The following is a 22,080-nucleotide window of genomic DNA, read 5'->3' as shown; positions in this document are numbered from 1 at the left end:
TTCGTATCAGATATTGAGCTCCAGCATGAGGGCGGGCAGTTCGTCGGCGAGCTCCCTGGCCAGGAACCCGAGCGGGCCGAGCTTGCTGGCCAGGCGGTCGGCAGCGGCGGCGTGAAGGTGCGTGCCCCAGCAAGCAGCTTGAGCATCGCTGGTCCCGCGCGCACGGAGCCCCGCGATGGCCCCTGCCAAAACATCGCCGCTGCCTGACGTGCCCAGTCCGCCGTAACCAGTGGTGATCTTCCACAGCGGCGAGTCGTCTGCTGTTGCGGCGCCAGGTCCGGCGATGTAACCCTGACAACTCACCACCGCATCGAACCGGCGAGCGACCTCAGCAACGTCGGTTTTCAGGTCCTCCACGTCTCTGCCCAGAAGAAATCCGGTTTCGGTCGGATTCGGTGTAAGGATCAGCCGGCCGCGCCACGGCCCCAATTTTTCCTCAATCTTTACCAAGCCGCCCAAGGCGAAGGCGTCAAGAACGATGGCGGGAGCACCGCCGTCGTTGGCCGCCTCGTGGGATTCCTCCCGCTCCAGCAGCGCTCGCAGCAGCGATTCGGCGAGTTCCGGATCGTCCAGGCCTGGTCCGATCAGCACGGCATCAGCCCGATCCAGGTAGGACGAGATCCTGTCGAGTCCTTCCCCGGTGACGGACCCTTCCGGGTTCTCCGGCATGCCCACGGAACCGCATTCCGGGAGCGCAACTCCTACGGGGACCGCTACGGATTCGGCCACTGCCAAAGTGATCTTTCCGGCGCCGGCACGAAGGGCGGAGGTGCCGGCCAGCAACGCCGCGCCGGGAGTTGCGCGAGCTCCGCCGATCACCAGCACTGCGCCGCGCGAGTACTTGTCCTCTCCGGGGGCGGGCAACGGCCAGTCGCGCAGAAGCGAGGGCGTCACCAGTGTTGGTGCGGGGCTATCACTGTGGATGGACACTGGCATCTCCTGCGTGTTCCGTGACGGTGACACCCTGCTCCGCAAGGTGGTCAGCAACATTGAAGCTCTCCAGTTGCCAGGGACCTGCGCCCGAGGGACGGACATACCGGGTGATGGAAGCATTCAGCACCGATGTGGTGGCCGCAAGGTCAAGGATTTCCTGCTCGGACATGCCCTCCAAAACGTAACGGACCAGCAGGATGACGGCGTCGTGGCAGACCAGCATCACTCGTTGCCCTGATCCCAGGGTGTTGAGCTCATCCAGGATGGATCGCAGACGGAGTGCGACGTCAGCCCACGATTCACCGCCTGGCGGCCGGTAGTACAGCTTGCCCAGCCATAGCCGCCGCTCTGCTTCGTCCGGGTATCGGGTCTCTACTCCCAAACGTGTTAGCCGGTCCAGGATGCCCAGCTCCCGGTCGCGGAGACGTTCATCAGTAAGCACTTTCACGGGCCAGCCGGCTGTCTCAACGGCGATTTCCGCCGTCTGAAGGGCCCTTGCGTAGGGGGAGGAGACAATGGCATCCGGTCGGAGTTCTTCGGCGATCCGGGCCAGCGCCGTTCCCAATGCTTTGGCTTGGTCCCGCCCGGTGCCCGATAGGTTCACATCAGCATCCCTGGCTGGAACGTCAATGACTTCGGCTCCAGCCAGACGAGCTTCTGTTGCGGCCACGTTGCCTTCGCTCTCGCCGTGCCGGATCAGGAGCAACTCAACGGCTCCCGCTTCCTGCACCGCGTCCGTCAGCCCGTCCTCGTTCACAAAGATCACCCTTCCGTGTGCGTTGCCGAATGCAGAACACTACCCACTGCGTACCCACAGGAACAGAGGATAAACGCTCGACGGTGATCACAAGCCTCTGTTGTGGGAACTGGGAGTGCAGTAAGTTGCTCGCATGGAGGACTCATACCCAGTCATCATTGTCGGTGCCGGATTCGCGGGCGTTGCAGCTGCAAAAGAGCTGGGCCGCAAGGGCATTCGTGTCTTGCTGATCGACTCAAATAACTATCACCAGTTCCAGCCGCTCCTCTATCAAGTGGCAACCTCGCAAATTGGGGTTTCGGCCATTGCCCGGCCACTGCGTTCCGTTTTCCGGCGCTACAAAAGTGTCAAAGTTCTGACCTCGAAGGTTGACGCCGTTAACGCCGCGGAGCGGGTGATCACAACTGCCGACGGCCGCTCGCTGCGGGCAGATGTCCTGGTCATTGCAGTTGGGGCGGTCCCGAACTTCTTCAATACACCTGGAGCAGAAGAGTATGCCTTCCCACTGTATTCCGTCACAGATGCGACGAAGCTGGGGAGCGGCCTCACCCGCTTGTTGGACCAAGCCGATAGGAACCCGGACGGGTCTGTGGACGTAGTGGTGGTGGGCGGCGGACCCACCGGAGTTGAAACGGCCGGGGCAATGGCCGAGAACGTTAAATACGTGGTGAGCAAGTACTTCTCGCCGGAACTCGCGGCACGCTGCAGGGTTCATTTGGTAGACATGGTTCCCACTGTCCTGAATATGTTCTCAGCCAAGTCCCAGAGCTATGCCACTGATCATTTGAAGAAGGTGGGCGTTCAACTCCATATGGGACAGGGTGTCACCGAGGTAAGGAAAGACGGAGTGACCCTGGCTGACGGAAGCTCCGTGCCCGGGCAAATTGTCGTGTGGGCCGGTGGACTAAAAGCAGGGGACCTCATTGGCGGTTCGGGCTTGACCCAGGGGAGGGGAGGTCGCGTTGACGTCAAGACGGACCTGACTGCCCCTGGCGTTGAGGGCGTGTATGTCATCGGGGATTGCGCCAACATCACCGATTCAACGGGGGCAAAATTGCCCCAGCTGGGTTCGGTGGCTCAACAGGCCGGAAAATGGGCTGCCAAGAACATTCTCGCGGACCTCAAGGGCGAGAGCCGCGATCCGTTCCGGTACGTCGACAAAGGCTATATGGCGATGGTGGGGCGCGGAGCTGCTGTGGCAGAGCTGGGCCGCAAGCGAATCCAACTCCAAGGCATCCTGGCCTTCTTGTCCTGGCTGTTGGTGCACCTCGCCCTTTTGTCCGGGCTCCAGCAGAAAATCCGGGCTTTGTTCTCCTGGCTTAACGGATACATCCTTCACAGCCCTGCACAGGTGGTAGTTAGCGGGCCCACTGAGAAGGAAACAACGGAGCAGGATCCGCCCAGCACTTGAGCCCCGCACGACGTTTTACTCGTAATGAATGGTTTATTGCGATGCCCGGTTGGCAGAAGCCGCCAGTCGACTTTGCTTGTATGCCGAAGATGCCCAGTGCAGGTGAATACATGCTCCGATGATCAGCAGCACGGCAGCCACTGCCGCTGGCCACGGAGTCCAGCTACTACCGGCGTGCCCCACAACCCGTAGGTGCTGGCGTGGGTCGTCCGGATAGACGCTGAGGATTACGGGGGAGCCAGGTCCCGGAACCGCTATGCACGTTGAATTGGTATCAAACGTTTCGTTGTATTGCCGTCCTTGGAATTCGAAGCCCAATCCCAACACACAGTGTTCACCACGATGTCTGAATCCTTCTTGAGACGTAACAATTCCCTGAACTTGGACACTGCTGGCGGCGACCTGGATCTGGGTTGACACCAGAATGAAGGAACCGACCACGGCGGCAACGAGCACTAGTGCGGCGAGCACGCGCCACAGGAACATCCGAACCACGCGCGGCTTGGCTCCGCGAAACATCCCCCATGCACTCATTCTGGGAAGATAACAGGAGGAACCCAAACAAGGAGCATCATGACACTCAAAGAACGCCTCAAGGCGGACGTCGTCGACCATATGAAGGCGGGCAACAAGCTTGCGTTGACCACTGTGCGCAACGTGCTGGGTGAGATCACCACCCGTGAGAAGTCTGGCAAGACGCCGGTGGAGCTCGACGACGCGCAGGTCACCTCGCTGCTTCAGAAGGAAGCCGCAAAGCGGCGGGATACGGCTCGGATCTACACCGAGGCGGGCGAGGCAGATCGGGCCGCAGCCGAGGTGGCGGAGGCCGAAATCATCGAGGCCTACCTGCCAAAAGCTCTTACGCGGGAAGAAGTGGAAGCAATCGTTGACGATGCCGTGGAGGCACTGAAAGCTGATGGCCAAGAGCTGTCCATGCGTTCCATAGGAGCCGTGATGAAGCCCGTCACCGCCAAGGTTGCTGGACGGTTTAATGGCAAGACTGTCAGCGAGATCGTGCGGGGACGCCTGGCGTAGAGTCAACTGACCCCAAGCAGCCACCGCAGAGTGTCAGCGTTGCGCACGGCGTTACCACCGCCGTCGTTGTTGAAGTAGACGTACACGTCCTTGCCGTAGCCGGCCCACTCGCGAATCCGGTCCGCCCACCATCGCAGATCATCATCGGAGTATGAGCCGCCATAGAGGTGCTCATGGTCCGGGCCGTGCAGTCGAACGTACACGAATGGTGCGGTGGCCCGGAGGATGCAGGGCAGATGGGCGCCGCTCATGATGCAGTAGGCGGCGCCTCGACGCTCCAGCAGGGCGTAGACGTCCGGGTGGTCCCAACTGTCATGACGAAACTCGACGGCGATGCGAACCCACTGCGGAAGCGTGGCCAGGAAGTAGTCGAGCCGGGCGTCGTCGCGTTGAAAATCAGGTGGAAGCTGGACCAGGAGTACAGCCCTTTTGTCGCCGAGTTCGTGCCAGCAGCGGATGATCCGTTCCACCCAAACTTCAGGACTGTAAAGCTTTTTGCCGTGCGTCAGACCGCGTGGCGCTTTCACCGACATGGCAAAGCCGGCAGGGAGACGCTCCCTCCAACTCGCGAAGGACGTATCGCGCGGCCACCGGTAAAAACTTGCGTTTAGCTCAACCGTGCTAAATCGCGCAGTGTAGTGGGCCAGACGCTTGGCCACGGGAAGACTCGGGGGATACAGCACGTTCTCCCAATGGTCGTAGCTCCAGCCTGAAGTGCCAATGTGGATGCCCATGGTGTGGATGGTAGCGGGATTCTGGGCCGAAAGGGTGGTGGCTTGGGCGGCTCACGCTGCTGGCCTAGACTCAAAGGGCCAAATCCAGTTGATGGGGGAACCATGGAGAATCAGGCCAATTCTGCTGCGCAAGAGGCAGATGATCAGCCCGACCGCAAGGTGACGGGCCCTGTTCCACCGGAATGGCTGGGGCCGGTCCTTGCCCTCGCTGCCTTCGCCTCAATGGTCATTGGCTCGATCATTCAGGGAGGGATCCTTCTGGGGGTTATCGGATCGCCACTTCTCCTTGCTTTTCTTATTCACGTCTTCTTGAGGAGATGGGCGAGGCGCACCAAGGGGTATATCGGCCTTGGAATCGTTTTATTGCTCATCGTCAGCGCAATTTCCTCCCAAGGAAGAGGCACCGTCGACCCTATGTACTCCTTCCTTGCGCACATACTTGGACCCTTACTGGCCGTCGCGGCCGCCTGGTGTTTCCGCCAGCGCGCTCCTCTGACGCCCGCAGCCGTTGCGCGGTCCGGACCATCCTCCGCCGGGGCGCCGGGTGGGCTGCATAGCTCCATCGACGCCATGCAGAACATCACCGCGGTTCTAGTTGAACTGTTCCCCACCCTCCCGCCGACGTGGTCTTCGGCGTGGCTGGAATTCAGGGAAATCGGCTCTCATCGCGAATGCGTCTTCAACGTCGAAACGGCAGGGGCGCGGTTCACCACGGAAGTCCCAGCACACTTGGCTGACCAGATGTCTGAGGCCAGGAACATCATGCGCGGCCCCGGAGGCAATACGTGGTTCGCGGCCACCATTACACTCAATCCAGCGGATCCCGGGAGTTACCAAACCGAGTTCAATTACGACAAAGAACCGGAATGGCTCACCGAGCCGACGAAGGCCGCGTGCCTCAGTGAAACGCGTCGGATCCGAAAGCTTGGCACACTCCCTGGATGGGCACATCAGCGGATGGTCTCCGTCAAATAATCCGCCAGTCGCTAGGCTAAGGACCCTGCGAAACACTGTTTTTGGGTGACCCGGCTGGCAGCGACCCACGATGACGGACTCCGAGACCCCTATGCAGCCTCACCGCGTAATTTACGAATTGACATTTCGACGACGGCGCCATCGTTGGGTGGGTAGCGGCTCCACATGATCGGTCGTCCCTTTTCGCAGGTCTGGATCACGGCTGGTTTTGCTTGGCGAGGCCTGTGCCGTTCGCCGGGTTGGGGTTAGCTGCCGAAGAGTTTCTTGCCGATCTTCGCGAAGATACCCGGTTCCTTGGATGGGTCTATGATTTCAGGTTGGACGGAGAAGTCGGTGCCATTTTCGGTGACAGGAAGGCGTTTGTTGGCCCACTCGACCATTTGCAGTTGGGGGTTGTAGACGGGTGGTGTGATGCCTTCGGCGCGGAACACCGTCCACATCCACTGCGGTATGTTGTCCAGCGTTCTCGGGAACGCTTTCAGATCCTGGAACAATGTCAGTGCGTCCGCCGGACGATCGGGGATGGTTGTTTCATGGGCGAGTCTGAGGAGTTCCACGTCGAAGACCTCAAGTCTGCCGTCCGAATCTGGATAGAGATAGACCTTGCAGCTGGTCCACGTTCCGGCCCCCAGCACATACGACTCGCGGCGGATTTGCTTGAGCCACTGACTCATTGCCTCTCGTGAGAAATCCAAGGAAAAACTGCGCGCCCCCCAAACACCATCCCGCAAGATTTCCTCTGTCCGTCGAGACCATGCCTGATGGATCACGGAGGTGCTTACGACTTCCTGGGCGCAGGAGCCAAGGCCGCCTTCTTTGAATGTTTCAACTTGCAGGCGACGGAGGCCAGACGTTACGGACGGGCTCCACGCAAGTTGGCCGCTACTCAAAATGTCTCCTCTAGGTCCAAGGGCAAATTCGGAAACTCGTGAAACATGGGTGTCTCTGAATCGTACTTGTGCGTGACTTCAATGCTGTCGGGCAGCCCGGGTTTTGGTCCGGGGACGGCTTCTACCTTTACACGCAAGTCTAGGGTTTGTCCGGTGTCGACGCGGTGGAGGGCCTTGGTCATGAGGTCTCTTTCGAGTTGGTAGAACGCCAGGGTGTTCGGAGGTACGTTGGGGGTTCCGTGGCCTCTGTTTTGGAACATGAGTTGGGCCAGGAGGTTGGCGCCTTCGCATGGTCCTGCGAAGAGGGACGCGATGAGGTGGCCACCCGGGGCCGCGACCGCCGACACGGATACCGGCCAGTATCTGCTGCCATGGGGTGCGGTTGATGTCGCCTTGAGCAGATGAACCTCGACGACGGTGTACGCAGCTCCGCTTCTTTGGGGAGTTTGGATTGTGGCTGCTTGAGGTGTTGGTGTTGTCTAGCCGAAGAGTTTCTTGCCGATTTTCGCGAAGACGCCTGGTTCTTTGGATGGGTCGATGATTTGGGGTTGGGCGGAGAAGTCGGTGCCGGTTTCGGTGACGGGGAGGCGTTTGTTGGCCCACTCGACCATTTTGAGTTGTGGGTTGTAGACGGGTGGTGTGATGCCTTCGGCGCGGAACACCGTCCACATCCACTGCGGTATGTTGTCCAGCGTTCTCGGGAACGCTTTGAGGTCCTGGAACAATGTCAGTGCGTCCGCCGGACGATCAGGAATTCCATCGTCGTTGTCCGGCCTAAAGAGTTCAAAATCGAAGGTTTCGAGTCTGCCGTCCGAGTCAGGATAGAGGTAGACCTTGCAGCTGGTCCATGTGCCTTTACCTTGGACGTACGACTCGCGGCGGATGTCTTCGAGCCAATGTTCCATGGACTCGATGGAGAAGTCTTGAAAACTATGGGCGAAGCCCCATACGCCGTCACGACGGATGTCCTCGCTGCGCCGGCTCCAGGCCCGATGCATCACGGTCGTGCTGATGATTTCTTCAGCACCGAATCCTAGGCCGCCTTCGGCAAAAGCCTCTGCGCGCAGTCTTTGAAGACCAGTGACCACTTCTACCCCAGAAATTCGTGTTCCAATCATCATTCGAATGCCTCCTCGGAAAGTGGAAGGTCGGGAAAATGTTCTGACCTTTTTTCTCCGGAGCCGAACCAGTGAGTGACCTTTGACGATTCAGGCAGTCCGGGTTTTGGTCCGGGGACGGCTTCTACTTTTAGCTGTAAGTTTAGGGGTTGTCCGGTGTCGACGCGGTGGAGGGCGTTGGTCATTAGCTCTCGTTCGAGTTGGTAGAAGGCCAGGGTGTTGGCGGGTAAGTTGGGGGTTCCGTGGCCGCGGTTTTGGAACATGAGTTGGGCCAGGAGGTTGGCGCCTTCTCCTGGTCCTGCGAAGAGGGATGCGATGAGGTGGCCACCCTCGTAGCCGCGACCGCCGACACGGATACCGGCCAGTATCTGCTGCCATGCGCTGCGGTTGATGTCGCCTTTGAGCAGTCCGGTGATGTGAGCCTCGACGACGGCGTACGCAGCTCGGCTTCACCGCAAAGCTTGGATTGTGGCTGCTCTTTGTGACTGTTAGTGCTGACGGGCGCTCCGTCCGGCGTTGGTGCTGGCTATCCGCCGAAGAGTTTTTTGCCGATCTTCGCGAAGACGCCTGGTTCCCTGGATGGGTCAATAATCTCCGGTTCGACAGAGAAATCCGTGCCACTGTCGGTGACGGGGAGGCGTTTGTTGTCCCAATCGACAGTATTTAGTTGGGGGTTGTACACCGGGGGCGTCTGAGCATCTGTACGCAGAGCAGTCCACATCCATTCCTGAATATTGTCTAATGTGCGGGGAAATGTCAGGAGATCCATCTTGACGGCCTGCCCTGATGCTGGGCCGGTGGAATCTTTCGGATCACCGAACATGCCGCGAGTCAGAATCTCGTAGTCGAATGCCTCTATGCGCCCTTCGTTGGACGGGAAAAGGAATACTCTGAAGGTTTTCCATGTGCCGAGGCCTGGAACATAGAGTTCACGTCTGACTTCCATCAGCCAGTAGTCAAGGAGCTCGGGTGGGAAATCGGTTTGCCAGTCCCGACCACCCCACTGACCGTCGCGGCAAACATCGACGTAGCGCCTCGATGTATCTTGAAACATCAGCGAGGTGCTTATGACTTCCTGTGCGCCGAAGCCTAGTCCGGCCTTGGAGAAAGTATGCTCCTGGAGGCGAGCTAGTCCCTGTCGAATTAGAGGGCTATCCACCACGGAATCTTGCATCAGGGCCTCACTATTTCGGGGACTCAAGATTTGGGAAGAAATCATCTTGAATCAAGTCCTTGTCAAACGAATGGGACACTTTGAGTCCACTGGGCAGACCGGGTTTTGGTCCTGGGACGGCTTCTACCTTTACACGCAAGTCTAGGGGTTGTCCGGTGTCGACGCGGTGGAGGGCCTTGGTCATCAGCTCTCGTTCGAGTTGGTAGAACGCCAGGGTGTTGGCGGGTACGTTGGGGGTTCCGTGTCCGCGGTTCTGGAACATGAGTTGGGCCATGAGGTTGGCGCCTTCTCCTGGTCCTGCGAAGAGGGACGCGATGAGGTGGCCGCCCTCGTAGCCGCGACCGCCTACACGGATACCGGCCAGTATCTGCTGCCATGCGCTGCGGTTGATGTCGCCTCGAGCAGATGAACCTCGACGACGGCGTACGCGGCTCCGCTTCTTCGGGGAGTTTGGATTGCGGCTGCTCTTTGTGACTGTGTTAGTGCTGACGGGCGCTCCGTCCGGCGTTGGTGCTGGCTATCCGCCGAAGAGTTTTTTGCCGATCTTCGCGAAGACGCCTGGTTCCAGTGTGGGGTCAATGACGACCGGTTCTATGCTGAAATCAGTTCCTCGGTCGGTAACTTGCCTGCGACGGTTCTTCCAGTCCACAGACTGGAACTCTGGATTGTAGATGGGAGGGATAATTCCTTCAGCTCGAAATATCTCCGACATCCAGGACGGAATATTGTCTATTGTCCTCGGAAAAGCTTTAAGGTCGCGGGCCCATGTCTTTACGTCCGCCGGCCGGTCCGGGATTTTAGTGGGCTTCTCGGGCCGTATAATTTCCTCATCGAAAACTTCGATGTAATTATCACCCGATTGTGAAACTCGTATGACGCAGATCGTCCAAGTACCCTGGCCGACGACATAGGACGAACGTCTCAGCTCGTACATCCAATTGGTGGTAGCCTCTTCGGAAAAAGTTACCGAAAAGTCCTGACTCTGAGGCACTCCCCGAAGCCAGGTGGCCTCTGTCATCCGGGACCAACCTGCGTGCAGTACTGCCGATATCTTGATGTCATCAGCAACAAAGCCAGCTCCGCTCGGCGAGAAGGCCTCCTTGTGTAATCGTTCAAGTCCTGTCGCTACTTGCGGAGAATTAAGTCTGAATGCTTGTGGCAATTTCTACTCTTCCGTATCAGGCAAATTATCAAATCTGTTGATTTCGATTTCCTCTGTTGAGTCGAACCGATTTCTGACTACCACGCTGCTAGGCAGGCCGGGCTTTGGTCCTGGGACGGCTTCTACCTTCAGACGCAAGTCTAGGGATTGTCCGGTGTCAACGCGGTGGAGGGCCTTGGTCATGAGGTCTCTTTCGAGTTGATAGAAGGCCAAGGTGTTGGGGGTACCGTGGCCTCTGTTTTGGAACATGAGTTGGGCCAGGAGGCTAGCGCCTTCGTGTCCGCCGAAGCGGCGGCCGGCAAGTATTTGCCGCTAGGCGCTGCGGTTAATGTCGCATTTGAGCGGCCCAACAGATTGTGGGGCCTCGACGGCGGCTTACGCAGCTCCGCTTCTTCACAAAACTTGGATCGCGGCTGCCCTGGGTGACCGTACTGGTGCGGACAGGGCGCGTTCGTGTCCGTATTGAAGCCTAGCTGCCGAAGAGCTTCCGGCTGATTTTCGCGAAGACACCTGGTTCTTTGGATGGGTCTATGATTTCAGGCTGGGCGGAGAAGTCGGTGCCGGTTTCGGCGACGGGTAGGCGTTTGTTGGCCCACTCGACTGTTTGCAGTTGAGGGTTGTAGACAGGGGGTGTGATGCCTTCGGCGCGGAACACCGTCCACATCCACTGCGGGATGTTGTCTAGCGTGCGTGGGAACGCTTTGAGGTCCTGGAACAATGTCAGTGCGTCCGCCGGACGATCAGGGATGGTTGTTTCGTGGGCGGGTCTGAGGAGTTCCACGTCGAAGACCTCAAGTCTGCCGTCCGAATCTGGATAGAGATAGACCTTGCAGCTGGTCCACGTTCCAAAGCCTAGGACGTACGACTCGCGGCGGACTTCCTCTAGCCAATCAATCATGGACTCGCGGGAAAACTCCAAGGAGAAGCTACGCGGTCCCCAAACACCGTCTCGCAAGATTGTCTCAGTTTGTTGGGACCAGGCCTGATGAATGACCGAGGTACTTATAACTTCTTGGGCACCGAATCCCAGGGCGCCTTCGCTGAAGGTCTCGCTCCTCAACCGGGTGAGGCCTACTAGCACGGAGGGTCTGGAAATGATTTCGCTGCTGCTCAAAGTGACTCCTTCTGCTCCATGGGCAAATTCGGAAAACGGCGAGTCGTTGATGTCTCCGCGTCGAACCGGAATGTAACGTCCACCCTGTCGGGCAGACCGGGTTTTGGTCCTGGGACGGCTTCTACCTTTACACGCAAGTCTAGGGGTTGTCCGGTGTCGACGCGGTGGAGGGCCTTGGTCATCAGCTCTCGTTCGAGTTGGTAGAACGCCAGGGTGTTGGCGGGTACGTTGGGGGTTCCGTGTCCGCGGTTCTGGAACATGAGTTGGGCCATGAGGTTGGCGCCTTCTCCTGGTCCTGCGAAGAGGGACGCGATGATGTGGCCGCCCTCGTAGCCGCGACCGCCTACACGGATACCGGCCAGTATCTGCTGCCATGCGCTGCGGTTGATGTCGCCTTTGAGCAACCCGGTGATGTGTGCTTCGACGCTCTTGGGCTTGGCGAAGTCATCGGTGATGATCGTGAAGTGGTTTTCCAAGCCACCGTCGGTTTTCGCGACGACGTTGTAGGTGACATTGGGCATCCGCTTGTTCAATTCAACGGACCAGGCACCCTTGACGCCAGCGTACGTGTCTACGCGTTCGACCCGGCCTGTGGCATCCGTATAGAACCGTTCAAGACTGTCGTCCGTGAGGCCGCCGCTGGAATCTGGCATTTTGGTGCGGTTGTCCACGATGTACAAGGTGTTGGGTTCCAGCCCGGTCTTGGCTGGCGAGGTTGCCGTGCGCCACTCGGGAATGCTCATCAGCGAAGTCCACCACCGGTTTCTCTTCCCCGCATGCGTCGCAGGAGACGCTGGGTTGCGTCTCAAGTGTCCAGTCGGTGGCGGCCCAGTCGCTATAAGCGTCAAACAGGATGTCTTCATCCAGCGTCTCCCCACAGGCAGGGCAGGGGGGAGGGCCGAAATTCTCTCCCATGGAGTAACCATCCCGGTCATGAATCAGGGTCAAATTGCTGGTTCCCTTTGCGAGCCCTCGCTCAAGGGCCCGCGGTCCGGGTGTCAGGCAAAGACCCTCCACCCAATCGGACTCCCGTTCGGCACCCACCCATCCGGTGGTTACCAGCCATTCCTGAAGCCGACGGACGGCACTGTCCGCTTCCGCTGAAGATGCAGAAAGATCCACCAGGTACCAGATGTGTAAGCTCACGGTTCAGCCCCTCAAAAGGCGACTACTCGTCTGGATACTATCCAACCTGCGCAGCGACTTACGGGCACTGAGGGTTAGCTAGTGTCTGCCTGGGGTCCGCGCCATCAGAGCCTGAAGGTCTTCGGCAACCTTAGCTACCTCTCGCTGCCGGGAGGTGCGGACAGGCTTGGATCCATGTGTGGCTTGGCGAGCCGGCCTGTTGTTAGTGCGGCTTTGGCGGTGGACCTGAGGATCGCGGACAGGTGCGTCAACGGCGACGGCGCCCTGCAGGGGATCGTGGAAAAGAGGGAAGCTCATAGTTTCCGATCCTGACAGAAGCGGCCGGATGCTGATATGGACAGATGCATACGGTAGCCGGGGGCTGCTGTGCAGATGTCCATCGAGCCGCCGCGGTTCAGGTGTGCGGCCCCGAGCCTAGCCCCACAGTGCCTTCTTCAACAGCGCCCTCAGCTGCGTGTTCTCTTCCTCGCTGAGTGCCGCGAGCTGCGTCCGCTCACACTCTTCGAGCCCGGCCCGCGCTTTGTTGTGGATCCGGCGGCCCTCAGTGGTGGAGACGATGATCTTTGCCCGGCGGTCCTGCTTGCCTTGGGCTCGTTTGACCAGTCCGCGGTGCTCCAGATCGTCCACCAGGCTGACAACTTGGCTCGGATCCAGGCTAAGGAAATCGGCGAGCTCGCGTTGGGTGGGTTCCAAGCCGCTGCATGCGAGTGTCAGCACGGAGAATGATCGCTCGCGGAGGCCGTAGTCGGCCAGGGCTTTGTTGTTGAGCAGTGATCCTGTGGCGTGCAGTTTGGCCAGCAACAGGCCCACATCGCTGCCGATTTTTGCTGCGGCCAGGCGCGGGGTTTCCACTTCGGTGCTTTGCGGGCCCATGACAACTCCAATAGTAATGAAAAACAATCGTTGACTTTTTCAATGATCCGTATTCTCATTGATCATGACAAGGATCTCACGATGCAGTGGGATCGGCCTCACCGGCTCAGGCCGGTTACTGCATGCGAAGGAGCACGCCATGAGCTTGAACGGCAAGGTTGCAATCGTCACCGGGAGTGGACAGGGTCTTGGACTCGCTTACGCGAGGGAGCTCGCCCGCCAGGGTGCCGCCGTCGTTATTAACGACGTGAACGCCCAGACCGCTGCGGACGCTGTCGCCCAGATCGAGGCCGACGGCGGACGCGCCACCGCTGTGGTGGTTCCGGTGGGTTCGACGGATGCTGCGAAGGCTTTGGTGGCCGGTGCTGTTGAAGCGTTCGGTCGGCTGGACATCCTGGTGACGAATGCCGGAATCCTGCGGGACAAGAGCCTCCTAAAGATGACCGACGAGGATTTTGACCTGGTCATCAACGTTCACCTGAAGGGCACGTTCACCTGCGTCCGTGAGGCCTTCGCGTACTTTAAGGAAAACAACATCGCCGGCCGCATCATCACCATTGGTTCACCGACGGGCCAGCGCGGCAACTTCGGGCAGAGCAACTATGCCGCTGCCAAGGCCGGCATTGTGGGCATGGTCCGGACGTGGGCGCTGGAAATGAAAAAGGCCGGCGTGACGGTGAACTCCGTGATCCCCGTGGCGGCAACGGCCATGACCAAGACGGTCCCGTATTTCCAGAAGGCCGTGGAGGCGGAGGAACGTGGCGAGGCCATGCCGTCCTTCTTCCGCCATGATCTCGGTTTTGGAACGGCCGACGACGTCGCCGGGCTGATTGCCTTCCTCGCCTCTGATGCGGCTGCCGGCATTACCGGCCAGGCAATCGGTGCCGGTGGCGACCGGCTGCAAGTCTGGACGCACCCGACGGCGGCCACCACCGAGTACCGCGATGGCGGCTGGAGCTACGAGGCCCTGCAGGAAAATGCCGACTCGCTGTTTGGTCCGCAGGCGCTGCAGAGCTTCGGCGAGGAATTCCTGCCGCTGCCTGAGGAACTCCGGCCCGAGCCGGTGGCTGTACCTTCGCAGGCGCGCTGATCATGGCCGACCGTTACGAGCTCGGCATCGACGCCGCTGCCCTGGATGCCATCGATATGCATGTCCACCTCGAAGTGGACAGCTGCGGGCACGGCTCGCTTCCGGAAGCGTTGACGGAAGCGTCGGCGAAGTACTTCAAGTCCGAGGATCGGACCCCCTCGCTGGACAGGATCGCCGAGGTGTATCGCGAACTGAACATGGCCGCCGTCGTCTTCACCGTCGACGCCCGGACCCAGCTCAAGCATGAGCCCAACAGCATCCCCGAGCTGATTGCCGGAGCTGCGCGGAACAATGATGTGCTGATTCCTTTCGGCAGCGTTGACCCGCGGACGGGGGAGGACGCGATCGCGGGGGCAAAACACCAGGCTGTGGAGCTGGGTGCCCGGGGTTTCAAGTTCCACCCTTCGCTGCAGGGCTTCGACCCGTCCAACGAGGCGTTCTACCCGTTGTGGGAGACGCTCCAGGAGTTGGGGCTGCCATGCATTTTCCATACAGGCCAGAACGGCATGGGCGCGGGTCTTCCGGGCGGGTACGGGATCAAGTTGGCGTACTCGAATCCGCTGTTGCTGGATGCCGTGGCGGCTGATTTCCCGGGGCTGCAGATCATCATGGCCCACCCCTCGGTGCCATGGCAGGACGAGGCGAACTCGATCGCAACGCACAAGTCCAACGTGTTCATCGATCTCTCCGGGTGGTCGCCCAAGTACTTCCCGGAATCCCTGGTTCGGCTGTCCAACTCGGTGCTGCAGGACAAGGTGCTGTTCGGCACGGACTTCCCGCTGATCACCCCGCAAAAGTGGTTGAGGGCGTTCGCGGACCTGCCGTTGAAGGACGAAGTCCGACCGAAGATTCTCAAGGACAACGCAGTCGAGCTGCTGGGACTTGATGGCTGAGATGACCATGACTACAGCAACAGATGCGGAACAGCGGCTGTACTCCGTTGCGGACTGGTACGACGCCGAAGCGCTCCTCAGCACCGAAGAGCGCAAGGTGCTGGGCGGGCTGCGGGACTTCCTTGACGCCGAAGCCAAGCCCTTGTTGGCCGAGTACTGGGAGAAGGGGGAGTTCCCCGAGCAACTGGCCCGGCCGTTGATTGACCTGGACCTGATGGAACCGGCCGACGTCACTGTTGAGGCTCCAGCCCGAGGGATTTACCAAGGCTTCCGGATCTTCGAACTGGCCCGCACTGATGCCTCGTTGGCAACGTGGTACACAGCCCAAGCCGGCTTGTTCCGGACAGCCATCCGGGTGGGAGCCTCCGAGGCACAGCAGAAGGAGTGGATGCCCAAGGTCATCGACTTCTCCCTCAAAGGCGTCTTCTCGCTGACAGAACCGGAGCACGGCTCGGACATCGCCGGCGGGCTTTCCACCACCGCACGCTTCGAACCAGACCCGGGGACTGAGGCCGACGGCGGCAGCTGGGTTCTGGACGGCGCCAAGCGGTGGATTGGGGGCGCCTCAACGGCGGATGTGTTGTGCGTGTTCGCCCGCGACGTCGCGGACGGACAGGTCAAGGCATTCCTCGTGGACAGGACCGCCGCAGGGGTCAGCTTGGAGAAGATCCACGGTAAGACCTCGCTGCGGATGATGCAGAACGCTCATATCACCCTGGACAATGTTCGCGTATCCGAGGCAATGCGCCTGCACAACGTGAACTCGTTCAAGGACGTGGCCGCCATGCTGCGGGCGATGCGATCGGACGTTGCGTGGATCGCCACCGGGATCCAAGCAGGCGCGTTCGAAGCTGCCCTGGCGTATGTGAATGAACGCCAACAGTTCGGCCGTTCCCTGGGGTCGTTCCAGCTGGTCCAGGAAAAGCTGGCACGCATGCTCGGCAACATCACTGCCAGCTTGTCGTTGGTGGTGCGGTTGACCGAGCAGCAGAGCTGGGGGATCTATCGGGACCAGGACTCGGCCCTGGCCAAGATGCAGACGTCCTTGATGATGCGCGAAACCGTCGCCTTGGCCCGCGAAGTGGTGGGCGGCAACGGCATAACCCTCGCCGCCGACGTCGCGCGTTTCCATGCCGACGCGGAAGCTGTCTATTCGTACGAAGGCACGCACGAAATCAACGCCCTCATTGTCGGCCGCGCCCTCACCGGCGAGAGTGCTTTCACCCACTGAACAACGAACACCAAAACACAACAACACAGGAGGCAAAGATGCCCAATCTCGTCGTCGATTTCGACACCCTGCTCACCATGTCCGGCAAGGACCTTGGCACCACCGACTACCGCGAAGTCACCCAGCAGCAGATCAATCTGTTTGCTGACGCAACCGACGATCAGCAGTGGATCCATACCGACCCGGAACGCGCCAAGGACGGCCCGTTCAGCGCTCCGATCGCGCACGGTTTCCTCACCCTGTCCCTGATCATCCCGTTCTGGGGCGAACTCTTCGACGTCGAGGGCGTGACCACCAAGGTCAACTACGGCCTGGACAAGGTCCGTTTCACCTCGCCGGTCAAGGTCGGCTCGAAGGTCCGAATGCAAGGCAGCATCGCCGAAGTCAGCGAAGTCAAGGGCGGCGCCCAGATCAAGGTCAACGCCACCATCGAAATCGAAGGCCAGGAACGCCCAGCCGTCGTCGCCGAGTTCCTCGCCCGTTTCTACAAGTAGGAACCGCTTCTACAAGTAGACATCCACCCCCTTTCCCTCCTCTCCCAAGGAACAGCCATGTCAGGACACACTGCGCTCGCACAGTCGAGCACGGCCGCTAAGCGCAAAGAGGCGCGCACGGTCATCATGTCCAGCTATCTGGGCAGCACCATCGAGTTCTACGACTTCCTGCTGTACGCAACTGCGGCAGCGGTTGCCTTTCCCAAAGTGTTCTTCGCCGGTACAGATGAGTGGGTGGGCGTGGTCGCGGCTTATGCCACGTTCGCGGCGGGTTATGTTGCCCGGCCTCTGGGCGGTATCATCTTCGGGCACTTCGGTGACCGCATTGGCCGCAAGGGCATGCTGATCGTGTCCATGGCCATGATGGGCATCGCTTCGACGTTGATTGGTCTAATCCCGGGAGCCAACGTCATTGGTCCTTGGGGCGCCGTGATCCTGGTGGTCTTGCGTGTTTGCCAGGGAATCGCCGTCGGCGGTGAATGGGGCGGGGCAGCGCTCATGGCCCTGGAGCATTCGGATCCCAAACGTCGCGGGTTCGCGGCATCGTTCGTCAATGCCGGTGCCCCGACGGGCGCAGTCCTCGGCACCGTTGTCATGGGCATTTTCTCCGCACTTCCCCAGGATGCATTCCTGGCCTGGGGCTGGCGAGTTCCATTCCTGTTGTCCTTCGTACTCCTGATAGTCGGCATGTTCGTCCGGCTCAGGGTCTCCGAAAGCCCCATCTTTGCCGAGGCCGTGGCCAAGGAAAGCGCCCAGGACACCAAGCGCAAGATCCCGCTGCTGGAAGTGCTGAAGCGTCCCAAGGCACTCATCATGATCATGTTTGCCGGTGCTGCCGGCTTCGGCCTCCAAGTAGTGCTGCCCACGTTCTCCGTCACCTATGCAGTGTCCAAGGGAGCACCACAACAAGGTGTGCTCTATGCCTTCGCGGGCGCCTCAGCCATCTCCATCCTGTTCGTCCTTTTGGGCGGCAGGCTCTCGGATCGCTTCGGCCGCCGTCCGGTCATGGTCACCGGCCTGGCCCTGTTCATCCTTTACTTGTTCCCCATGTTCGGGATGCTGAGTTCCGGCAACATCGCTGTGGTCTTCCTGGCCTTCACTGTGGCGCTGGTTCTGCATTCGTCCCTCTATGGTCCGCTGGCCGCGTTCGTGTCCGAGCAGTTCGGCACCACTAACCGCTATACCGGCGCAGCCGTCGGCTACCAGTTGGCAACACTGATTGGCGCGGGCTTCACACCCGGCATTGTGGCGAGCCTCTACAAGGACGCCGGCCAGAGCATCGTTCCCGTGGTGGTGTTCCTGTCCGTCATGTCGCTGGTATCGATTGTCTTCATCCTGCTGACGCGGGAGTCTAAGAACAACGACCTCTCTACGGTCAGTTAGGAGTACCGCACCATGGACAACAACGGAGTTGGATCCTGGCTGCACCGGCGCCGGATCAAGTCCGGTACCAAAACTGCCATCATTTCCGGTGAGCACACTGTGAGCTACGCGGAACTCGCAGAACGGACCGATCGCCTGGCCAACGCCCTTAAGGACAGGGGCGTGACCAAGGGGGACAGGGTGGCTTACCTCGGTGAGAATCACCCGTCCTTTGTGGAGACGTTCTTCGCCTGCGGGCTGCTGGGCGCCATCTTCGTCCCGTTGAACACCCGCTTGGCTGCCCCGGAGCTGCAGTTTCAACTGCAGGACTCCGGTGCGCGGCTCCTGATCAGCGCGGCATCGTTGGAGGACGTTGCCGCCGCGTCCTGCATCGACACTGACGTGACCCACCGCCTTGTAGTGGCGTCCGACGACGAGACTGACGGTTCCGCTCTTAAGGCGCCATCCGGCGTCGAGCACTATGGCGAGGTGCTTGGCGCTGCAAACGCGGCGCCGCTGGATGAAGCGGTGACTCTTGAAGACGGCGCCATGATCCTCTACACGTCCGGCACTACCGGCAAGCCCAAGGGTGCTTTGCTGACACACAGCAACATCACCTGGAACTGCATCAACACGGTGGTGGACATGGACCTGAACCGCAACGACGTAGCGCTCATGATCTCACCGCTGTTCCATGTGGCTTCCCTGGATATGGGTCTGCTTCCCATGCTGCTCAAGGGTGCCACCGTGGTGCTTGAAGCCAAGTTCGACGCCGGCCGTGTACTGGAGCTGGTGGACCAGCACAAAGTCACCACGCTCAACGGTGTCCCCACCACCTTCCAGATGCTCTGTGACCATCCGGGATGGTGGACGGCGGATCTCAGCTCCCTGGACAAGCTCACCTGCGGCGGTTCTGCCGTTCCGCAGCGGGTGCTGGATGCGTACGAACAACGCGGCATCGGCTTCACCAGCTGTTATGGCATGACGGAAACCGCGCCGGGGGCCACCATGCTGCCGGTATCGAAGTCCAAGGAAAAGGCTGGCTCCGCCGGGCTTCCGCACTTCTTTACAGACGTGCGGATTGCCGATCCGTTGGGTGGTCTTGCTGCAGTTGGCGCCGTGGGGGAGATCCAAATCTCCGGACCCAACGTGATCAAGGAGTACTGGAACCGGCCCGAAGCAACCGTCGAAAGCTATTCCGAGTCCTCTTGGTTCCGCTCCGGCGACATGGGCTACCAAGACGCAGAAGGCTTCCTGTTCGTTTCGGACCGCATCAAGGACATGATCATTTCCGGCGGGGAGAACATCTACCCGGCCGAAGTGGAAGCTGCCATCGCAGAATTACCGGCCGTGGGGAGTGTGGCCGTGATCGGCATGGATGACAACAAATGGGGAGAAGTGCCCAGGGCGATCATCACATTGCGTGACGGTGCGTCCCTGACCGAAGAGCAACTGCGCTCGCATCTGGAGGGTCGGTTGGCACGGTACAAAATCCCCAAGTCAGTGGTATTCGTTGAGGAGATGCCACGAACCGCCAGCGGGAAGATCCGGAAGATGGACCTCCGAAAGCACTACGCGCAGTGACGCTTGACCGTATTCAATGTCACCTGTCGTGGCAAAGAATATGCTGTCTCATGGCAAGCCGCACCGACGAAATATTGCGTTACCAAGCTAAATCCGGGTTAATTTCCTCCATCGAACTGCCTAATTCGGTGTAAGGGCATTACGATAGGCACGACTCACACACTGAGCACGAAGCTTCATCACGACTCACTTAACCCGGGGGATATACCAATGACCAGTTACCCGCAACAACCTCAGCAAACCGAGCAGTACGGCGTCCAAGCCGGCGAACCGCCGCTGTGGGCACCTTATTACGGCGCTCCGATCGGCGCGGCCGTCAAGCGTTTCTTCAAGAAATACACCGCATTCAGTGGCCGCGCGAGCCGCAGCGAATACTGGTGGGTCGCCCTTGCCTTGGGCGTGGTTGGCTTTGTCCTGCAGCTCCTCACCGGCATTCTCGGTGCAGCCGGATCCACCACCACCAGCAGCGGCACGGTTCCCGGCCCGGGAGCCGTGGTGGGCATCATTCTGATCTCCGTGTTCTACCTGGCGGTCCTTATCCCGTCCATCGCCCTGCTGGTTCGTCGTCTCCACGATGGCAACTTCAGCGGCTGGCTGGCCCTTCTCGGGCTCATCCCGTTCGTGGGTGGACTTGCCATCCTGGTCTTCGCGCTCCTGCCGTCCAACCCGGCCGGCCAGCGTTTCGATCAGCCGACTGCATAGTCAGCCACATAGCAAGTAATTCGTTTCACAGAAAAGGGCGGCACCTCGCGTGCCGCCCTTTTTCATGCCCTTCTTCGGACAATTTTCGGGCGTCACGTGCCGTAAAAGCGGCACGCGTGACATGCTGTGACTGATTCGGGCCCACCCAAAGACGAGGACTGCCATGCCCCACCCTCCACGCCTAAGAACCATCAAACGCTGCGCCGTGGTGGGTGGCGGGATCATCGGCATTGCAGTGGCGAGGGAACTGACGAACAGGCTCGAGGGCGTCCAGGTCACCGTCTACGAAAAGGAAGACCGGCTCGCAGCACACCAGACCGGACACAATTCGGGGGTGGTGCACGCAGGCCTGTACTACGAACCCGGCGGGCTGAAAGCAAAACTGTGTCGCAGGGGAGTGGAGCTGCTGCAGGAATTCTGCGCCATGAAGAACCTGCCCTATGAGGCGTGCGGCAAGTTGGTCATTGCCCAGACACCCGAGGAATCGGATCGCTTGGACAAGATTTTCGCCCGTGCCACGGCCAACGGGGTCCCGGGCGCAAGGATGCTGCGGGGCGAGCAGCTACGCGAGGTGGAGCCGAACGCCGTCGGGCTTTCCGCTCTTCACTCGCCGGAAACGGCGATCGTTGACTACACGGCTATCACCAACGCGCTCGCCGACGACGTCCGTAGTTCGGGCGGAAGCATCCGGCTCAGGCAGGAAGTTACCAGGCTTGAGCAACAGGACAGCGGCGTGGTGGTCAGTACCAGGGATGGCGGCGAACATTACGACCTCGTGGTGGTGTGCGCGGGCCTTCAATCGGATCGCGTGGCCGAAGCGACGGGTGAACCGGCTACCCCAAGGATCGTGCCGTTCTTTGGGCAGTACTTCCTGCTGGGTGAGGAGGCCCGGGATCAAGTTCGCGGGCTGATTTACCCGGTGCCGGACCCAAAACACCCCTTCCTCGGTGTCCACCTCACCAAACGCATCGACGGTGAAATGATGCTCGGTCCAAATGCATTCATCTCCTTCGGCCGCGAGTCTTACTCGTGGAATGAGGTGAATGCCCGCGACGTACTGAACTACACGCTGTTTCCTGGATTCTGGAAATTTGCCAGGCAGAATGTGCCGTCAGCTGTTCGTGAATTCCAGACCGTAGTGAGCAAGAAAAAGTTCATCCGCGAGGCCGTGCGCTTTGTGCCGTCGCTGGAAGGCGCCACCATTCTTCCGGGCACCCGGGGCGTGCGCGCGCAGGCAATGAACGGTGACGGTTCGCTGGTGGACGACTTTGTGATCGCACGACGCCGGGACACCGTTTTGGTGCGCAACGCACCTTCTCCCGGGGCTACTTCGTCTATGGCCATAGCGGAGTACATCGTGGAGAAGGCTTTGCAGGATTGAGGAGTTAACAAACTGGTGATC

The 22,080-nt window shown here is 60.0% G+C and carries 25 protein-coding genes; 12 read left to right on the top strand and 13 right to left on the bottom strand.

Annotation, left to right across the window (positions count from 1 at the left end; all coding sequences use genetic code 11):
* Positions 1–6 precede the first annotated feature (6 nt).
* Together EU811_RS00205 and EU811_RS00200 are read right to left on the bottom strand one after the other, a co-directional pair.
* Positions 7–936 (bottom strand): NAD(P)H-hydrate dehydratase, encoded by a 930-nt coding sequence (locus tag EU811_RS00205; protein ID WP_187697045.1) that lies wholly within the window; start codon positions 934–936, stop codon positions 7–9.
* Positions 914–1,699, bottom strand: a complete 786-nt coding sequence (locus EU811_RS00200) for a histidine phosphatase family protein (protein ID WP_142936519.1) — start codon at positions 1,697–1,699, stop codon at positions 914–916. Before EU811_RS00200 ends, EU811_RS00205 begins: the two co-directional genes overlap by 23 nt.
* Positions 1,700–1,823: 124 nt before the next feature.
* Between EU811_RS00200 and EU811_RS00195 the strand changes: the two genes are divergently transcribed.
* Together EU811_RS00195 and EU811_RS00190 are read left to right on the top strand one after the other, a co-directional pair.
* Positions 1,824–3,101, top strand: coding sequence for an NAD(P)/FAD-dependent oxidoreductase (locus EU811_RS00195; RefSeq protein WP_142936518.1), 1,278 nt, complete (start codon positions 1,824–1,826; stop codon positions 3,099–3,101).
* Positions 3,102–3,674: 573 nt separating this feature from the next.
* Entirely contained in the window at positions 3,675–4,136 is a 462-nt protein-coding gene (locus EU811_RS00190; protein WP_142936517.1) for a GatB/YqeY domain-containing protein, read from the top strand.
* Positions 4,137–4,138: 2 nt separating this feature from the next.
* On the opposite strand, the gene EU811_RS00185 is transcribed toward EU811_RS00190, so the two are convergent.
* Positions 4,139–4,870: a DUF72 domain-containing protein gene (locus tag EU811_RS00185; protein ID WP_142936516.1), complete on the bottom strand. Its 732-nt coding sequence runs from the start codon at positions 4,868–4,870 to the stop codon at positions 4,139–4,141.
* Between the two features lie 102 nt (positions 4,871–4,972).
* Here EU811_RS00185 and EU811_RS00180 point away from each other — a divergent pair, with 102 nt between their 5' ends.
* Positions 4,973–5,845, top strand: a complete 873-nt coding sequence (locus EU811_RS00180; RefSeq protein ID WP_142936515.1) for a hypothetical protein — start codon at positions 4,973–4,975, stop codon at positions 5,843–5,845.
* A 245-nt stretch (positions 5,846–6,090) separates the two neighbouring features.
* Here EU811_RS00180 and EU811_RS00175 read toward each other — a convergent pair whose 3' ends face one another.
* The 3 genes from EU811_RS00175 to EU811_RS24685 form a co-directional block, all read right to left on the bottom strand.
* On the bottom strand, positions 6,091–6,735 hold the full coding sequence (locus tag EU811_RS00175; RefSeq protein ID WP_142936514.1) for a hypothetical protein: 645 nt from the start codon (positions 6,733–6,735) through the stop codon (positions 6,091–6,093).
* 479 nt (positions 6,736–7,214) lie between these two features.
* A complete protein-coding gene (locus EU811_RS00170) occupies positions 7,215–7,856 on the bottom strand; it encodes a hypothetical protein (protein WP_142936513.1) in 642 nt (213 codons plus the stop codon).
* The gene (locus EU811_RS24685) at positions 7,853–8,170 is read right to left on the bottom strand and encodes a hypothetical protein (protein ID WP_446698027.1); all 318 of its coding nucleotides are present in this window, start codon (positions 8,168–8,170) and stop codon (positions 7,853–7,855) included. The genes EU811_RS00170 and EU811_RS24685 overlap by 4 nt, the downstream gene beginning before the upstream one ends.
* On the opposite strand from EU811_RS24685, the gene EU811_RS24000 reads away from it, so the two are divergent.
* A complete protein-coding gene (locus tag EU811_RS24000; protein ID WP_223941934.1) occupies positions 8,096–8,338 on the top strand; it encodes a hypothetical protein in 243 nt (80 codons plus the stop codon). The two genes, EU811_RS24685 and EU811_RS24000, sit on opposite strands and share 75 nt — an antisense overlap.
* 41 nt (positions 8,339–8,379) lie before the next feature.
* On the opposite strand, the gene EU811_RS00160 is transcribed toward EU811_RS24000, so the two are convergent.
* The 7 genes from EU811_RS00160 to EU811_RS00130 all read right to left on the bottom strand — a co-directional run bounded on the left by EU811_RS00160 (position 8,380) and on the right by EU811_RS00130 (position 13,322).
* On the bottom strand, positions 8,380–9,072 hold the full coding sequence (locus tag EU811_RS00160; RefSeq protein ID WP_238703236.1) for a hypothetical protein: 693 nt from the start codon (positions 9,070–9,072) through the stop codon (positions 8,380–8,382).
* Positions 9,038–9,343: a hypothetical protein gene (locus EU811_RS24680; RefSeq protein ID WP_446698026.1), complete on the bottom strand. Its 306-nt coding sequence runs from the start codon at positions 9,341–9,343 to the stop codon at positions 9,038–9,040. Before EU811_RS24680 ends, EU811_RS00160 begins: the two co-directional genes overlap by 35 nt.
* Positions 9,344–9,544: 201 nt before the next feature.
* Complete coding sequence (locus EU811_RS00150) at positions 9,545–10,189, bottom strand: hypothetical protein (RefSeq protein ID WP_142936512.1); 645 nt, start codon at positions 10,187–10,189, stop codon at positions 9,545–9,547.
* Between the two features lie 469 nt (positions 10,190–10,658).
* Positions 10,659–11,087 carry a hypothetical protein gene (locus EU811_RS00145; protein ID WP_223941935.1) on the bottom strand — a complete coding sequence of 143 codons (429 nt, stop codon included), beginning with the start codon at positions 11,085–11,087 and terminating at the stop codon, positions 10,659–10,661.
* Positions 11,088–11,299: 212 nt separating this feature from the next.
* Entirely contained in the window at positions 11,300–12,046 is a 747-nt protein-coding gene (locus tag EU811_RS00140) for a DNA/RNA non-specific endonuclease (RefSeq protein WP_160147610.1), read from the bottom strand.
* A gap of 481 nt (positions 12,047–12,527) precedes the next feature.
* A complete protein-coding gene (locus EU811_RS00135; RefSeq protein ID WP_142936509.1) occupies positions 12,528–12,746 on the bottom strand; it encodes a hypothetical protein in 219 nt (72 codons plus the stop codon).
* 117 nt (positions 12,747–12,863) lie between these two features.
* Positions 12,864–13,322 (bottom strand): MarR family winged helix-turn-helix transcriptional regulator, encoded by a 459-nt coding sequence (locus EU811_RS00130; RefSeq protein ID WP_142936508.1) that lies wholly within the window; start codon positions 13,320–13,322, stop codon positions 12,864–12,866.
* 139 nt (positions 13,323–13,461) lie between these two features.
* Here EU811_RS00130 and EU811_RS00125 point away from each other — a divergent pair, with 139 nt between their 5' ends.
* The 8 genes from EU811_RS00125 (at position 13,462) to lhgO (ending at position 22,059) form a co-directional block, all read left to right on the top strand.
* Entirely contained in the window at positions 13,462–14,412 is a 951-nt protein-coding gene (locus EU811_RS00125) for an SDR family NAD(P)-dependent oxidoreductase (protein ID WP_142936507.1), read from the top strand.
* A 2-nt stretch (positions 14,413–14,414) separates the two neighbouring features.
* Complete coding sequence (locus tag EU811_RS00120; protein ID WP_142936506.1) at positions 14,415–15,305, top strand: amidohydrolase family protein; 891 nt, start codon at positions 14,415–14,417, stop codon at positions 15,303–15,305.
* A 7-nt stretch (positions 15,306–15,312) separates the two neighbouring features.
* A complete protein-coding gene (locus EU811_RS00115; RefSeq protein WP_446698025.1) occupies positions 15,313–16,536 on the top strand; it encodes an acyl-CoA dehydrogenase family protein in 1,224 nt (407 codons plus the stop codon).
* Between the two features lie 38 nt (positions 16,537–16,574).
* Positions 16,575–17,030 carry a MaoC family dehydratase gene (locus EU811_RS00110; RefSeq protein WP_142936504.1) on the top strand — a complete coding sequence of 152 codons (456 nt, stop codon included), beginning with the start codon at positions 16,575–16,577 and terminating at the stop codon, positions 17,028–17,030.
* Positions 17,031–17,087: 57 nt separating this feature from the next.
* Positions 17,088–18,413 (top strand): MFS transporter, encoded by a 1,326-nt coding sequence (locus tag EU811_RS00105; RefSeq protein WP_142936503.1) that lies wholly within the window; start codon positions 17,088–17,090, stop codon positions 18,411–18,413.
* 12 nt (positions 18,414–18,425) lie between these two features.
* A complete protein-coding gene (gene menE / locus EU811_RS00100; protein WP_142936502.1) occupies positions 18,426–19,976 on the top strand; it encodes an o-succinylbenzoate--CoA ligase in 1,551 nt (516 codons plus the stop codon).
* Between the two features lie 210 nt (positions 19,977–20,186).
* The gene (locus EU811_RS00095) at positions 20,187–20,678 is read left to right on the top strand and encodes a DUF805 domain-containing protein (protein WP_142936501.1); all 492 of its coding nucleotides are present in this window, start codon (positions 20,187–20,189) and stop codon (positions 20,676–20,678) included.
* Positions 20,679–20,841: 163 nt separating this feature from the next.
* A complete protein-coding gene (gene lhgO / locus EU811_RS00090) occupies positions 20,842–22,059 on the top strand; it encodes an L-2-hydroxyglutarate oxidase (RefSeq protein WP_142936500.1) in 1,218 nt (405 codons plus the stop codon).
* Positions 22,060–22,080 lie beyond the last annotated feature (21 nt).

Origin of the sequence: Arthrobacter sp. TS-15, from assembly GCF_006964045.1 — a bacterium.
Taxonomy (GTDB): Bacteria; Actinomycetota; Actinomycetes; order Actinomycetales; family Micrococcaceae; genus Arthrobacter.
The sequence above is the reverse complement of the archived record's forward strand: the minus strand, read 5'-3'. Positions and strand labels throughout refer to the sequence as shown.